The 14,833-nt window shown below is 52.3% G+C and carries 12 protein-coding genes; 7 read left to right on the forward strand and 5 right to left on the reverse strand.

From position 1 onward, the window contains the following. Positions 1-91 precede the first annotated feature (91 nt). The 3 genes from ybiV to ACUU1I_RS08805 form a co-directional block, all read right to left on the reverse strand. Positions 92-907 carry a sugar-phosphatase YbiV gene (ybiV, locus tag ACUU1I_RS08795; RefSeq protein WP_000114270.1) on the reverse strand — a complete coding sequence of 272 codons (816 nt, stop codon included), beginning with the start codon at positions 905-907 and terminating at the stop codon, positions 92-94. 145 nt (positions 908-1,052) lie between these two features. Then, positions 1,053-3,485 carry a glycyl radical protein gene (locus ACUU1I_RS08800; RefSeq protein ID WP_000209381.1) on the reverse strand — a complete coding sequence of 811 codons (2,433 nt, stop codon included), beginning with the start codon at positions 3,483-3,485 and terminating at the stop codon, positions 1,053-1,055. Positions 3,486-3,490: 5 nt separating this feature from the next. Further along, positions 3,491-4,390, reverse strand: coding sequence for a glycyl-radical enzyme activating protein (locus ACUU1I_RS08805; protein ID WP_000576964.1), 900 nt, complete (start codon positions 4,388-4,390; stop codon positions 3,491-3,493). A gap of 130 nt (positions 4,391-4,520) precedes the next feature. Here ACUU1I_RS08805 and fsa point away from each other — a divergent pair, with 130 nt between their 5' ends. Next, positions 4,521-5,183 carry a fructose-6-phosphate aldolase gene (fsa, locus tag ACUU1I_RS08810; protein ID WP_005067242.1) on the forward strand — a complete coding sequence of 221 codons (663 nt, stop codon included), beginning with the start codon at positions 4,521-4,523 and terminating at the stop codon, positions 5,181-5,183. A gap of 178 nt (positions 5,184-5,361) precedes the next feature. Here fsa and moeB read toward each other — a convergent pair whose 3' ends face one another. Then, positions 5,362-6,111: a molybdopterin-synthase adenylyltransferase MoeB gene (gene moeB, locus ACUU1I_RS08815; RefSeq protein ID WP_000829250.1), complete on the reverse strand. Its 750-nt coding sequence runs from the start codon at positions 6,109-6,111 to the stop codon at positions 5,362-5,364. Further along, on the reverse strand, positions 6,111-7,346 hold the full coding sequence (gene moeA / locus ACUU1I_RS08820; protein WP_000397399.1) for a molybdopterin molybdotransferase MoeA: 1,236 nt from the start codon (positions 7,344-7,346) through the stop codon (positions 6,111-6,113). Before moeA ends, moeB begins: the two co-directional genes overlap by 1 nt. Positions 7,347-7,549: 203 nt before the next feature. Here moeA and iaaA point away from each other — a divergent pair, with 203 nt between their 5' ends. The 6 genes from iaaA to ACUU1I_RS08850 form a co-directional block, all read left to right on the forward strand. After that, positions 7,550-8,515: a beta-aspartyl-peptidase gene (gene iaaA / locus ACUU1I_RS08825; protein ID WP_000513761.1), complete on the forward strand. Its 966-nt coding sequence runs from the start codon at positions 7,550-7,552 to the stop codon at positions 8,513-8,515. Then, positions 8,502-10,373, forward strand: a complete 1,872-nt coding sequence (gene gsiA / locus ACUU1I_RS08830) for a glutathione ABC transporter ATP-binding protein GsiA (protein ID WP_001120569.1) — start codon at positions 8,502-8,504, stop codon at positions 10,371-10,373. The genes iaaA and gsiA overlap by 14 nt, the downstream gene beginning before the upstream one ends. A gap of 19 nt (positions 10,374-10,392) precedes the next feature. Continuing rightward, on the forward strand, positions 10,393-11,931 hold the full coding sequence (gsiB, locus tag ACUU1I_RS08835) for a glutathione ABC transporter substrate-binding protein GsiB (protein ID WP_000090146.1): 1,539 nt from the start codon (positions 10,393-10,395) through the stop codon (positions 11,929-11,931). 17 nt (positions 11,932-11,948) lie between these two features. Beyond that, entirely contained in the window at positions 11,949-12,869 is a 921-nt protein-coding gene (gsiC, locus tag ACUU1I_RS08840) for a glutathione ABC transporter permease GsiC (RefSeq protein ID WP_000936032.1), read from the forward strand. Positions 12,870-12,871: 2 nt separating this feature from the next. Then, positions 12,872-13,783 (forward strand): glutathione ABC transporter permease GsiD, encoded by a 912-nt coding sequence (gene gsiD, locus ACUU1I_RS08845; protein ID WP_001236054.1) that lies wholly within the window; start codon positions 12,872-12,874, stop codon positions 13,781-13,783. 177 nt (positions 13,784-13,960) lie between these two features. Next, positions 13,961-14,833, forward strand: an 873-nt coding sequence (locus ACUU1I_RS08850) for a CHASE9 sensor domain-containing protein (protein WP_449144830.1), incomplete at its 3' end; no start/stop codon positions are given.

The following is a 14,833-nucleotide window of genomic DNA, read 5'->3' on the forward strand; positions in this document are numbered from 1 at the left end:
ATAAATAAGTTAATGCAAGTTTAATGATTTGATGTGATGTACAGGATGTAAAAAGAAGGGAAAACCGGAGCGCATGGCTCCGGTAGAGAGGTCAGCTGTTAAAAGGGGATGTGTTATCCAGCACAGCCTGAATCACATTCAGCGCGCCTTCATGATTATTATCATCGGTAGCGTAACGGGCGATTTGTTTAATGTTTTCCGCAGCATTGCCCATCGCAAAGGAATAACGCGCCATTTTCAGCATCTCCGCATCGTTACCGCTGTCGCCAATCGCTACCACATTTTGCGGTGACAGATCCCAGCGTTTCAGTAACCGCGAAATACCGTTTGCTTTATGTAGACCGGGAATAATCAGGTCGATAAAGCCAAAACCACTGGTGACGGGTTTCATAATGCCATCCAGCGCTATGTGTAGTTTGTCGATCACTAACGGGATTTGTTCATCCGGCAGGTTGAGCGAAAACTTGAACAGTACGTCGTCAATCTCCTGATAATCTTTTACAGGTTTCAGGCGATGGTAGTGTTTTGCCATCAGTGCGACAAATGCTTCGGGGGCATTTTCGCTGACATATGCACTTTGCAGACCGCAGGCGACAAAATTGAGTTGCTTATCTTTTAGCAACTCGCCAATAACAATCCGCGATTCATGTCGGGTCAGTTCGCCGTGGAACAGTTGCTTGCCATGTTCGTAAACCAGTGCGCCGTTTTCCGCGACAAAAGAGATCTCATCCTTTAGCTCAGGAAAGAACGAAATAAGCTGGTAATACTGATTACCGCTGGCGACAACGAACTTAATGCCGCGCTTTTTCAGTTCCTGATATTGCGCCATAAAACGTGGTTGGTTGTACGTTTTGGCGTCGTTAAGAAAAGTACCGTCCATATCTGTGACGATAACTTTTACGCTCATAGGTGTGCTCCTGGCTCGAAAATGAAACCGTAACAGTGTAATAACAATGTGACGCAGAGCACAAATTATATTTCGAATGAAAGTAAGGATGAAATTGATGATGTGAATGATTTAGCCCGGCGACGCCGCAGCCGGGCCGAAGAGATTACAGCATATGTTCAGTACGGGCGATGATATCGTCCTGAGCGTCTGGAGAGAGCGCGGTGAAGAAGGCGGAATAACCCGCGACACGCACTACCAGATCGCGGTACTGATCCGGATGTTTTTTCGCCTCCAGCAGCGTTTCGCGGGAAACGATGTTGTACTGAATATGCCAGCCTTTATGCACTTCAAAGAAGGTACGCAGCAGGATCATCAGTTTCTGCTTGTCAGATTCGTTCTCCAGCGTTGCCGGATTCAGTTTCTGGTTGAGCAACACGCCGCCGAGAATCGCTGCCGTAGGCAGTTTACCCACTGAGCCAATGACCGCAGTAGGGCCGAGATGGTCAGTACCAGAGGCCGGACTAGCGCCTTCTGCCAGCGGGGTGTGGGCTTTACGCCCGTCCGGCGTTGCCATAGTTTGCGCGCCAAACGGTACGTTAGCGGAGATAGACGACGTACCCGCGTAATAGTTGCCGCCAACCGGACCACGACCGTAGCGTGGGTTATGGTACTGTTTCAGTTCGTCGATATAGGTCTGATAAGCGCGAGCCAGCAGCGTATCGACGGTATCATCGTCGTTGCCGTACTTCGGCGCACCGTTAATCAGCCGCTGACGCAGTTGCTCATGAGTCAGGCCATCGAAGTCATCCGCCAGTGCGGCAGCCAGCTGTTGCTGACCAATCGCGCCCTGTTCAAACACCAGTTTCTTCACTGCCGCCAGGCTGTTGCCGAGGTTGGCAATACCGACCTGCAGGCCAGAAACCCAGTCATATTTCGCGCCGCCTTGCTTGATACTTTTCGCTCGCTCAATACAGTCATCCACCAGCGCCGAGCAGAGAATATCGTGCACGTTCTCTTCCAGCATGGTGTCGACGACATATTCGATTTCGATTGATTTACGCGTGTAGTAACGGATTTGCGTATCCCACGCGGCCATCACTTCATCGAAGTTGTTGAAGTTACCTGCCGACAACGCTTTTTCTTGTGGCAGGAACACTTTGCCGCTGGTGGCATCACGCCCGCCTTCCAGCGCCGCCAGCATCACGCGGGCGAAGTTGATAAAGCTCATGCCGGTACAGCGATAGCCCCATTTGCCACCGACGGCGGTTTCTATACAACCAATCGCTGCGTAGTCATAAGCGTCCTGCGGTTCAATACCGAGTTTAATAAATTCCGGGATCACGATTTCGTCGTTGTTGAATGCCGGCATCCCGAAGCCGCAGCGGATCACCTGTACGCAGGCGTCGAGGAAATCGTTACTCATTCCTGCATGGTAACGCACGCTGAGGTTAGGCTGAGTGGAACGTAGGCGACCGCAGGATTCGAGGATCGCGTAAGAGAGTGGATTCACCGCGTCCATTGGTTGACCATCAACCAGATTTTGTCCGCCAATGGTGACGTTCTGATACAGCGGACTTCCCGCAGAGGCTTTTGAGTGGGAGCCGGAGCGGATTTTGTTCACTTCCAGCAATTTCAACCAGCAGCTATGCAGCAATTCGATGGCGTGTTCGCGATCCAGCGTCTGGTTCAGTTCAACGTCGCGGCGATAGTACGGGTAGAGATACTGATCCATACGACCAAACGACACCGAGTGACCGTTAGATTCAATCTGCAAAATCAACTGGATGAAGTAACACAGTTGCAGCGCCTGCCAGAAAGTCTGCGGCGGCTGGTGGGCGATAAGATCGCAGTTTTCTGCCATCGCCAGCAGTTCATCGCGACGGCTTTCGCGGGTTTCGGTCGCGGCCATTGCACGCGCCAGGGCAGCGAAACGTTCAATGTGTTCACTGACTGCCACCAGCACGATATCAATCGCTTTCAGGAACTGTTCGCCGTGCAAATCTTCCAGCACCGTCAGATTGATGCGCGAGCGACGTTCCGCTACTTTCTCACGCAGACCATCAAGCCCTTTTTCCAGCAGCAGCGGGAAATTGACCGCCAGGTGCGCATCGCCGGAGGTCATATTGCCTTCCGCTTTAATGATGCCGGTCGCCAGCAGACCTTTTTGCTCATCGGTAAACATGCCATAGCAGCGATCCTGTACCGTCTGACCGCGCCACCACGGGCACACTTCATGCAGAACACGTTTGTTCTCTTCGCTCACCGCAAAGCCAGCACCGGGACGATCTGCCAGATCATCAATCTCTTTTTCGATCCACGAGACAGTATATTCCGGGAAGATCGGCGCGGCGCGAACTTCGCTTGCCTGGTTGCCAATGATCAACTCATAGTGTTTGATCCAGATGGTGCGATTCGCCAGGTGATGCGCCAGTGCCAGCGCGCGACGTACCGGGATCGGCTTATCGAGATGTTGTTGATACATCTCGGTATAGTGCTGCGCGCGCTCGGTACAGACTGGCGGTTTCACAATATGCACCAGCGCATTTTTGTGCGCTTTAATGCGGTCGCTGAGCGTGTCCAGTTTCAGTGTGGTCATGGTTGTTATCCTCGTAAGGTCGCGGTTAACCCTTTCTGGCAGGCATACTGCTGGGCAAAATCGAGCAGCTCTGGCGCATCAAGCGGTTTTTCCGGGGCGTCATAGGGCAGATTAAGTAAGTGATATTTGTTGATGCCCAGCGTGTGGTAGGGCAGAAAATGAATTTCGCCAACGTGCAGCTCGTCGGCGGCAAAATCGGTAATGGCTTTTACAGAGGTTTCGTCGGCATTAAAGCCCTGAATCAGCGGCACGCGGATAATGATTTTTTTGCCCGCTGCGGCGAGTTTTTTCAGGTTATCCAGCACCCTGGCGGCGTTACCGTCGGTCCACTGTTTAAACGGCGCGTCGGCAACGTGTTTTAAATCGGCAAGAAACAGATCGATATAGGGCAGAGAAGGGGCGATATATTTCCACGGCACATGCAGACAGGTTTCTACCGCAGTATGAATGCCTGCCTCGTGGCAGGCTTGCAGCAGCGCCGTCGCCATTTCCGGCTGCATGAAGGGTTCACCACCCGAAAGCGTTAAGCCGCCGCCGCTGCGATCGTAAAACGGTTTATCGCGCAGAACGGTCGCCATGATCTCCTCAACGCTTTTCACTTCACCACACACGGTTAACGCCTGTGTCGGACAGCAGTCGGTTAACGCCGTCAGATGCTCCGGGGTTAACTTTTCCCGATGAATAAGCAAACCATTCAGCGCGCGCTCAATCACTTCCGGCGCGGCCTTAGCGCACAGCTCGCAGCCTTCCAGACACAGTCGTGCGTCATACAGCAGATCCTGCGTACGGGCGCGGCTTTCCGGGTTCTGACACCAGCGGCAGCCCAGCGAACAGCCTTTAAGAAATACGACCGTGCGGATACCGGGGCCATCATGGGTCGAGTAGCGCTGAATATTGAAAATCATAGTTGCCTCTCTGTTTCGTTCAAACATTAAAATACTTTCGAATGAAAGTTAGATTGATGTGCGTCAACTGTTCAGAGAGTTTTCCCGTGATAGTCTACATTCAGACAAAAAGTACATTTTGAGGATGGTTATGGAACTGTATCTGGATACTTCAGACGTTGTTGCGGTGAAGGCGCTGTCACGTATTTTTCCGCTGGCGGGTGTGACCACTAACCCAAGCATTATCGCCGCGGGTAAAAAACCGCTGGATGTTGTGCTTCCGCAACTTCATGAAGCGATGGGCGGTCAGGGGCGTCTGTTTGCCCAGGTAATGGCTACCACTGCTGAAGGGATGGTGAATGACGCGCTTAAGCTGCGTTCTATTATTGCGGATATCGTGGTGAAAGTTCCGGTGACAGCCGAGGGGCTGGCAGCGATTAAGATGTTAAAAGCGGAAGGGATTCCGACGCTGGGAACCGCGGTATATGGCGCGGCACAAGGGCTGCTGTCGGCGCTGGCAGGTGCGGAATATGTTGCGCCTTACGTTAATCGTATTGATGCTCAGGGCGGTAGCGGCATTCAGACTGTGACCGACTTACACCAGTTATTGAAAATGCATGCGCCGCAGGCGAAAGTGCTGGCAGCGAGTTTCAAAACCCCGCGTCAGGCGCTGGACTGCTTACTGGCCGGATGTGAATCAATTACTCTGCCACTGGATGTGGCACAACAGATGATTAGCTATCCGGCGGTGGAAGCCGCTGTGGCGAAGTTTGAGCAGGACTGGCAGGGAGCGTTTGGCAGAACGTCGATTTAACCGGACGTTCTGCATCCTCATAAATTGCTGATGACGTGGCGGAGTGCACCGATGCCTGCCGCGCTTGGAAATCTGTGCCCGAACCGTAGGCCAGATAAGGCGTTCACGCCGCATCTGGCGTCTGGAGCAAATGCCTGATGCGACGCTTGTCGCGTCTTATCAGGCCTGGAGGTGGCAATTACTGCCCGCACACCTCACACCCCGGATTGCGCATCAGTTTCATTTCGCGAAACTGACAGGTCATCGCATCGTACATGACGATTTTCCCGCTGGCCGGTTTGCCATAACCTGCCAGCAGTTTGATCGCTTCCATTGCCTGCAACGAACCAATTACGCCGATCAACGGTGCCATCACGCCTGCTTCTACGCAGGTTAACGCGTTCTCGCCAAACAAACGGCTAAGGCAGCGATAGCACGGTTCGCCGTCCTGATAAGTGAAGACCGTGATTTGCCCTTCCATACGAATTGCCGCGCCGGAAACCAGCGGCACCTTCGCGGCAAAACAGCCTGCGTTCAGTTGATTACGTACCGCAACGTTATCCGTACAGTCGAGCACCAGATCGTGTTCAGCAATCAATGCTGCAAGTTCTGCGTCATCTAGCAGTGCATTGACTGGCGTAATCGCGATATGTGGGTTGATCCGCGTCAGGGCGTCACGGGCGGATTCCACCTTCGGTTGCCCGACCGTGGCATCACTGTGCAGTGTCTGGCGTTGCAGATTCGAGAGCGAAACCGTGTCGAAGTCGAGCAGCGTCAGGTTGCCGACACCGGCGCTTGCCAGATACTGCGAAGCTGCGCAGCCGAGTCCACCGAGGCCGACTACCAGCACACGAGAATCTTTTAGCGCCTCCTGACCGTCAAAATCAAAACCGCGCAGAATGATTTGCCGGTTGTAGCGCAGCATCTCCTGATCGCTGAGTTCCGCCATTACAGGCCTCCGAACAACGCGTTAAACGGTTCTACTTCCACCCATTCGCCCACGTCCACATTGCCGCGATCGCGTTCCAGCACGATAAAGCAGTTGCCGAGACTAAAGGAGCTAAATATATGTGAACCCTGATGTCCGGTGGTCGTCACTTCAAGTTCACCGTCGGCGTTGCGTTGCAGCACGCCGCGCTGGAAATCAAGACGTCCTGGCGTTTTTTTCAGGCGGGACGCTGTGCGTACGCGCTGGCGCGCGGGCAGGCCGCTGGCGGTGTTGCCGCTTAGTTTTGCCAGCAAAGGCTGTACCAGTTGATAGAAGGTCAGCGTCGCTGAAATCGGGTTGCCCGGCAGGCCGCAGAACCAGCTATTGCTGAGTTTACCGAATGCGAACGGTTTACCTGGTTTAATCGCCAGCTTCCAGAAGGCGATCTCCCCCAGCTCTTCAAGAATCGTTTTGGTGTAATCCGCTTCACCCACTGAAACACCGCCGGAACTGATCACTACATCCGCCTGGCTGTCGGCTTCAATAAATGCGGCGCGCAGGGCATGTGGATCGTCGCGGATAATCCCTAAGTTGATTACCTCGCAACCCAGCTGTTCTAACATCAGGTGTACGGCGAGACGGTTGGTGTCGTAGATTTGGCCGTCGCCCAGCGGCTGACCGGGCAACTGGAGTTCATCACCGGTAGAAAAAAGCGCTACACGCACTTTACGAATCACCGGAACTTCGGCAATCCCCAGTGAAGCAATTACTGGCAGCTCTGCGGTAGTCAGGCGAGTTCCCGCCGGGAAAACAACCGCACCTGCAGAGATATCTTCACCGCGACGGCGAATATTTTGCCCGCTACGCACTTCAGCAGTAAAACGCACGCCATTGTCCGTTTGTTCAGTCTGCTCCTGCATCACCACCGCTTCGCAGCCTTCCGGCACCGGCGCACCGGTCATAATACGAATGCAGGTACCCGCAGGCCATTCACCATGGTATGGCTGACCGGCAAAGGATTTACCGGCAACGGGCAGCGGTTGCCCGGAGGCAATATCGGCTAAACGCACCGCGTAGCCGTCCATAGCGGAGTTATCAAACCCCGGGACATCCAGTGGCGAAACGACATCGCTCGCCAGAATACGACCAAAACACTGAACCAGTGGCAGCGTTTCCTGGGTGGTCAGTGGGGTAACGCGAGAAAGCATCTCATTAAGCGCGGTGTCGAGCGACATCAATCCGGTGGTAAATTCCATGAAAACACTCCTGCGGAGGCAAAATCGAATTTGCCTATTATGTCAGAAAAACGCCATAGACTGTATGCCACCTCGGGCGTAGCGTTGGCTCCTGCCTTTACATGCCATATCCATCTTTCTATACTCAAAAATTGAATGAGTAATTCATAAAAATTCTGATATTTATAGCAAAAGTGGCGAGCCACCCTTAATGGACGAATACTATGGGCAAAGCAGTCATTGCAATTCATGGTGGCGCAGGTGCAATTAGCCGCGCGCAGATGAGTCTGCAACAGGAATTACGCTACATCGAGGCGTTGTCTGCCATTGTTGAAACCGGGCAGAAAATGCTGGAAGCCGGCGAAAGTGCGCTGGATGTGGTGACGGAAGCGGTGCGTCTGCTGGAAGAGTGTCCACTGTTTAACGCCGGAATTGGCGCTGTCTTTACGCGTGATGAAACCCATGAACTGGACGCCTGTGTGATGGATGGTAACACCCTGAAAGCCGGTGCGGTGGCGGGCGTTAGTCATCTGCGTAATCCGGTTCTTGCCGCCCGGCTGGTGATGGAGCAAAGCCCGCATGTGATGATGATTGGCGAAGGGGCAGAAAATTTTGCGTTTGCTCATGGCATGGAGCGCGTCTCACCGGAGATTTTCTCCACGCCTTTGCGTTATGAACAACTACTGGCAGCGCGCGAGGAAGGGGCAACAGTCCTCGACCATAGCGGTGCGCCACTGGATGAAAAACAGAAAATGGGCACCGTGGGGGCCGTGGCGTTGGATTTAGACGGCAATCTGGCGGCAGCCACGTCCACAGGCGGAATGACCAATAAATTACCCGGACGAGTTGGCGATAGTCCCTTAGTGGGTGCCGGATGCTACGCCAATAACGCCAGTGTGGCGGTTTCTTGTACCGGCACAGGCGAAGTCTTCATCCGCGCGCTGGCGGCATATGACATCGCCGCGTTAATGGATTACGGCGGATTAAGTCTCGCGGAAGCCTGCGAGCGGGTAGTAATGGAAAAACTCCCTGCGCTTGGCGGTAGCGGTGGCTTAATCGCTATCGACCATGAAGGGAATGTCGCGCTACCGTTTAACACCGAAGGAATGTATCGCGCCTGGGGCTACGCAGGCGATACGCCAACCACCGGTATCTACCGTGAAAAAGGGGACACCGTTGCCACACAGTGATGAACTTGATGCCGGTAATGTGCTGGCGGTTGAAAATCTTAATATTGCCTTTATGCAGGACCAGCAGAAAATAGCTGCGGTCCGCAATCTCTCTTTTAGTCTGCAACGCGGTGAGACGCTGGCAATTGTAGGCGAATCCGGCTCCGGTAAGTCAGTGACTGCGCTGGCATTGATGCGTCTGTTGGAACAGGCGGGCGGTTTAGTACAGTGCGATAAAATGCTGTTGCGGCGGCGCAGTCGTGATGTGATTGAACTTAGCGAGCAGAGCGCTGCACAAATGCGCCATGTGCGCGGTGCGGATATGGCGATGATATTTCAGGAGCCGATGACATCGCTGAACCCAGTATTTACTGTGGGTGAACAGATTGCCGAATCAATTCGTCTGCATCAGAACGCCAGTCGTGAAGAAGCGATGGTCGAGGCGAAGCGGATGCTGGATCAGGTACGCATTCCGGAGGCACAAACCATTCTTTCACGTTATTCGCATCAACTCTCTGGCGGGATGCGCCAGCGAGTGATGATTGCGATGGCGCTGTCATGCCGCCCGGCGGTGCTGATTGCCGATGAGCCAACCACCGCGCTGGATGTCACTATTCAGGCGCAGATCCTGCAATTAATCAAAGTATTGCAAAAAGAGATGTCGATGGGCGTTATCTTTATCACTCACGATATGGGCGTGGTGGCAGAGATTGCCGATCGGGTACTGGTGATGTATCAGGGCGAGGCGGTGGAAACGGGTACCGTCGAACAGATTTTTCATGCACCGCAACATCCTTACACCCGTGCGCTGTTAGCTGCTGTTCCGCAACTTGGTGCGATGAAAGGGTTAGATTATCCCCGACGTTTCCCATTGATATCGCTTGAACATCCAGCGAAACAGGAACCCCCCATCGAGCAGAAAACGGTGGTGGATGGCGAACCTGTTTTACGGGTGCGTAATCTTGTCACCCGTTTCCCTTTGCGCAGCGGTTTGTTGAATCGCGTAACGCGGGAAGTGCATGCCGTTGAGAAAGTCAGTTTTGATCTCTGGCCTGGCGAAACGCTATCGCTGGTGGGCGAGTCTGGCAGCGGTAAATCCACTACCGGGCGGGCGTTGCTGCGCCTGGTCGAATCGCAGGGCGGCGAAATTATCTTTAACGGTCAGCGAATCGATACCTTGTCACCTGGCAAACTTCAGGCATTGCGCCGGGATATTCAGTTTATTTTTCAGGACCCTTACGCTTCGCTGGACCCACGTCAGACCATCGGTGATTCGATTATCGAACCGCTGCGTGTACACGGTTTATTGCCAGGTAAAGACGCGGCTGCACGCGTTGCGTGGTTGCTGGAGCGCGTGGGCCTGTTACCTGAACATGCCTGGCGTTACCCGCATGAGTTTTCCGGCGGTCAGCGCCAGCGCATCTGCATTGCTCGCGCGTTGGCATTGAATCCAAAAGTGATCATTGCCGACGAAGCCGTTTCGGCGCTGGATGTTTCTATTCGCGGGCAGATTATCAACTTGTTGCTCGATCTCCAGCGTGATTTCGGCATTGCGTATCTGTTTATCTCCCACGATATGGCTGTGGTAGAGCGGATTAGTCATCGTGTGGCGGTGATGTATCTCGGGCAAATTGTTGAAATTGGTTCACGGTGCGCGGTCTTCGAAAACCCGCAGCATCCTTATACGCGTAAATTACTGGCGGCAGTTCCGGTCGCTGAACCGTCCCGACAACGACCGCAGCGTGTACTGCTGTCGGACGATCTTCCCAGCAATATTCATCTGCGTGGCGAAGAGGTGGCAGCCGTCTCGTTGCAATGCGTCGGGCCGGGGCATTACGTCGCACAACCACAATCAGAATACGCATTCATGCGTAGATAACATTCAGGCGGAGAATAAAATGGCAAGAGCTGTACACCGTAGTGGGTTAGTGGCGCTGGGCATTGCGACAGCGTTGATGGCATCTTGTGCATTCGCTGCCAAAGATGTGGTGGTGGCGGTAGGATCGAATTTCACCACGCTCGATCCGTATGACGCGAATGACACGTTATCTCAGGCCGTAGCGAAATCGTTTTACCAGGGGCTGTTCGGTCTGGATAAAGAGATGAAACTGAAAAACGTGCTGGCGGAGAGTTATACCGTTTCCGATGACGGCATTACTTACACCGTGAAATTGCGGGAAGGAATTAAATTCCAGGATGGCACCGATTTCAACGCAGTGGCGGTAAAAGCGAATCTGGACCGGGCCAGCGATCCGGCGAATCATCTTAAACGCTATAACCTGTATAAGAATATTGCCAAAACGGAGGCGATCGATCCGACAACGGTAAAGATTACCCTCAAACAGCCGTTCTCAGCGTTTATTAATATTCTTGCCCATCCGGCGACCGCGATGATTTCACCGACAGCGCTGGAAAAATATGGCAAGGAGATTGGTTTTCATCCGGTGGGAACCGGACCGTATGAACTGGATACCTGGAATCAGACCGATTTTGTGAAGGTGAAAAAATTCGCGGGTTACTGGCAGCCAGGATTGCCCAAACTGGACAGCATAACCTGGCGTCCGGTGGCGGATAACAACACCCGCGCGGCAATGCTGCAAACCGGTGAAGCGCAGTTTGCTTTCCCCATTCCCTACGAGCAGGCCACACTGCTGGAGAAAAACAAAAATATCGAGTTGATGGCCAGTCCGTCAATTATGCAGCGTTATATCAGTATGAACGTGACGCAAAAGCCGTTCGATAACCCGAAGGTCCGTGAGGCGCTGAATTACGCCATTAACCGTCCGGCGCTGGTGAAAGTTGCCTTTGCGGGCTATGCAACGCCAGCTACTGGTGTGGTACCGCCAAGTATCGCCTACGCGCAAAGTTATAAACCGTGGCCTTACGATCCAGTGAAAGCGCGCGAATTACTGAAAGAGGCGGGATATCCCAACGGTTTCAGTACCACGCTGTGGTCGTCACATAACCACAGCACCGCGCAGAAAGTGCTGCAATTTACCCAGCAGCAGTTAGCGCAGGTCGGGATTAAAGCCCAGGTGACCGCGATGGATGCCGGACAGCGGGCGGCAGAAGTTGAAGGTAAAGGGCAAAAAGAGAGCGGCGTGCGGATGTTCTACACTGGCTGGTCGGCTTCAACCGGCGAAGCCGACTGGGCACTATCGCCGCTGTTTGCCTCGCAAAACTGGCCACCGACGCTGTTTAATACCGCGTTTTACAGCAATAAACAGGTGGATGACTTCCTGGCTCAGGCACTGAAAACGAATGATCCGGCGGAAAAGACCCGCTTATATAAGGCGGCGCAGGATATCATCTGGCAAGAATCGCCGTGGATCCCGCTGGTGGTAGAAAAACTGGTGTCGGCACACAGTAAAAACCTGACCGGTTTTTGGATCATGCCAGACAGCGGCTTCAGCTTTGAAGACGCGGATTTGCAATAAGCAACGCAGGGAGTGGAATGCTTAATTACGTTATCAAACGATTACTGGGGTTGATTCCGACGCTGTTTATCGTCTCGGTGCTGGTGTTTTTATTTGTCCACATGCTGCCCGGCGATCCGGCGCGATTGATTGCCGGGCCCGAAGCTGATGCGCAGGTTATAGAACTGGTGCGTCAGCAGCTGGGGTTGGATCAGCCGCTGTATCACCAGTTCTGGCACTATATCAGCAATGCTGTGCAGGGGGATTTTGGCCTGTCGATGGTGTCGCGTCGTCCGGTTGCCGATGAGATTGCCAGCCGCTTTATGCCAACGCTGTGGCTGACCATAACCAGTATGGTCTGGGCGGTGATATTTGGTATGGCGGCGGGAATTATCGCCGCCGTCTGGCGTAATCGTTGGCCGGATCGATTGAGTATGACCATTGCGGTGTCGGGGATCTCGTTTCCGGCATTTGCGCTGGGGATGTTTTTAATTCAGGTATTCTCCGTTGAACTGGGCTGGCTGCCTACTGTGGGAGCAGACAGTTGGCAGCACTACATTTTACCCTCCCTGACGCTCGGCGCGGCAGTGGCCGCCGTGATGGCGCGCTTTACCCGTGCGTCATTTGTCGACGTTTTAAGCGAAGATTATATGCGTACCGCGAGGGCGAAAGGGGTGAGCGAAACCTGGGTTGTCCTCAAACACGGGCTACGCAACGCGATGATCCCGGTAGTGACCATGATGGGCTTACAGTTTGGCTTTTTGCTCGGAGGTTCTATCGTGGTGGAGAAAGTTTTCAACTGGCCCGGACTTGGACGCTTACTCGTTGACTCTGTAGAAATGCGCGATTACCCGGTGATTCAGGCGGAAATTCTGCTTTTCTCGCTGGAATTTATTCTTATCAACTTAGTGGTGGATGTGCTTTACGCCGCCATTAACCCGGCTATCAGGTACAAGTAAGGATGCGACTATTTAACTGGCGACGTCAGGCGGTGTTAAACGCCATGCCACTGGTCAAACCTGACCAGGTACGTACACCGTGGCATGAATTCTGGCGACGATTTCGCCGTCAGCATATGGCGATGACCGCCGCATTATTCGTTATTTTATTGATTGTGGTGGCCATTTTTGCACGCTGGATCGCTCCCTATGACGCCGAAAATTATTTTGATTATGACAATCTGAATAACGGACCTTCTTTGCAGCACTGGTTTGGCGTCGATTCACTGGGGCGCGACATTTTCAGCCGTGTCCTGGTTGGTGCGCAAATCTCGCTGGCGGCGGGCGTGTTTGCCGTGTTTATCGGTGTGGCGATAGGGACGTTGCTGGGCTTGTTGGCTGGATATTATGAAGGCTGGTGGGATCGGCTGATCATGCGCATTTGCGATGTGCTGTTTGCCTTCCCGGGTATTTTACTGGCGATCGCTGTTGTTGCGGTGTTGGGAAGCGGCATTGCTAACGTGATTATCGCAGTCGCCATTTTTTCCATCCCCGCGTTTGCCCGCCTGGTGCGCGGCAACACGCTGGTGTTGAAACAGCAAACCTTTATTGAGTCAGCACGCAGTATTGGTGCCAGCGATATGACCATTTTATTGCGTCATATCCTGCCTGGGACCGTCTCTTCTATCGTGGTGTTTTTCACCATGCGCATTGGCACCTCGATTATCTCTGCCGCCAGCCTGTCATTTCTCGGCCTAGGTGCGCAGCCGCCGACACCAGAGTGGGGAGCAATGCTCAATGAGGCACGAGCGGATATGGTTATCGCGCCGCATGTCGCTGTTTTTCCGGCCCTGGCTATTTTTCTGACCGTACTGGCGTTCAATTTGTTGGGCGATGGTTTACGCGATGCGCTGGATCCGAAAATTAAAGGATAGTTACGTTTGAATATTGCTTGAAAGGGTAATCACCTCACAGGAAATTATTGCCCTAAGCAAGTGTTGTAACTTTCTGCTGATTTTGTAGAATCGGGTAATTTGGTTAAAAAGCCGCAGCAAGGGACTATTTTTGCAGCGGCACAGCGTTCAGATAGTTATTTTGTTAAATGTATTAACATGCTGAGTTTATACGAAAAGATAAAGATAAGGCTGATAATTTTATTTTTATTGGCAGCACTGTCATTTATTGGTCTTTTTTTCATGATTAACTATCAACTGGTATCGGAACGCGCGGTAAAACGTGCCGATAGCCGCTTTGAACTTATTCAGAAAAACGTTGGCTATTTCTTTAAAGATATTGAACGTTCGGCCCTGACATTAAAGGACTCACTGTATTTATTAAAAAATACAGAGGAGATTCAACGCGCCGTGATTCTGAAAATGGAAATGATGCCATTTTTAGACTCGGTGGGACTGGTACTTGATGATAATAAATATTATCTCTTTTCGCGGAGGGCGAATGATAAAATCGTTGTTTATCATCAGGAACAAGTAAATGGACCGCTTGTCGACGAGTCAGGGCGGGTTATTTTTGCCGATTTTAACCCATCGAAACGACCGTGGTCGGTGGCTTCAGATGACTCTAACAACAGCTGGAATCCGGCATACAATTGCTTTGATCGTCCGGGTAAAAAATGTATCTCTTTTACGCTACGTATCAACGGCAAAGATCACGATTTGTTAGCGGTAGATAAAATTCATGTCGATTTAAACTGGCGGTATCTGAACGAGTATCTTGATCAAATCAGCGCTAATGATGAAGTTCTATTTTTGAAACAAGGTCATGAGATCATTGCCAAGAATCAACTCGCTCGTGAAAAACTGATTATTTATAATAGAGAAGGTAATTATAATATTATTGATTCTGTCGATACGGAGTATATTGCAAAGACATCAGCAGTGCCAAATAATGCATTGTTCGAAATCTATTTTTATTATCCTGGCGGTAATTTATTGAACGCATCAGATAAACTTTTTTATCTACCGTTT

The organism is Shigella sp. SIG3 (assembly GCF_053555855.1).

What these genes read in the sequence shown, in the direction of transcription:
- ybiV (WP_000114270.1), bottom strand. Translation starts at nt 907, where the DNA reads ATGAGCGTAAAAGTTATCGTCACAGATATGGACGGTACTTTTCTTAAC.
- ACUU1I_RS08800 (WP_000209381.1), bottom strand. Translation starts at nt 3,485, where the DNA reads ATGACCACACTGAAACTGGACACGCTCAGCGACCGCATTAAAGCGCAC.
- ACUU1I_RS08805 (WP_000576964.1), bottom strand. Translation starts at nt 4,390, where the DNA reads ATGATTTTCAATATTCAGCGCTACTCGACCCATGATGGCCCCGGTATC.
- fsa (WP_005067242.1), top strand. Translation starts at nt 4,521, where the DNA reads ATGGAACTGTATCTGGATACTTCAGACGTTGTTGCGGTGAAGGCGCTG.
- moeB (WP_000829250.1), bottom strand. Translation starts at nt 6,111, where the DNA reads ATGGCGGAACTCAGCGATCAGGAGATGCTGCGCTACAACCGGCAAATC.
- moeA (WP_000397399.1), bottom strand. Translation starts at nt 7,346, where the DNA reads ATGGAATTTACCACCGGATTGATGTCGCTCGACACCGCGCTTAATGAG.
- iaaA (WP_000513761.1), top strand. Translation starts at nt 7,550, where the DNA reads ATGGGCAAAGCAGTCATTGCAATTCATGGTGGCGCAGGTGCAATTAGC.
- gsiB (WP_000090146.1), top strand. Translation starts at nt 10,393, where the DNA reads ATGGCAAGAGCTGTACACCGTAGTGGGTTAGTGGCGCTGGGCATTGCG.
- gsiC (WP_000936032.1), top strand. Translation starts at nt 11,949, where the DNA reads ATGCTTAATTACGTTATCAAACGATTACTGGGGTTGATTCCGACGCTG.
- gsiD (WP_001236054.1), top strand. Translation starts at nt 12,872, where the DNA reads ATGCGACTATTTAACTGGCGACGTCAGGCGGTGTTAAACGCCATGCCA.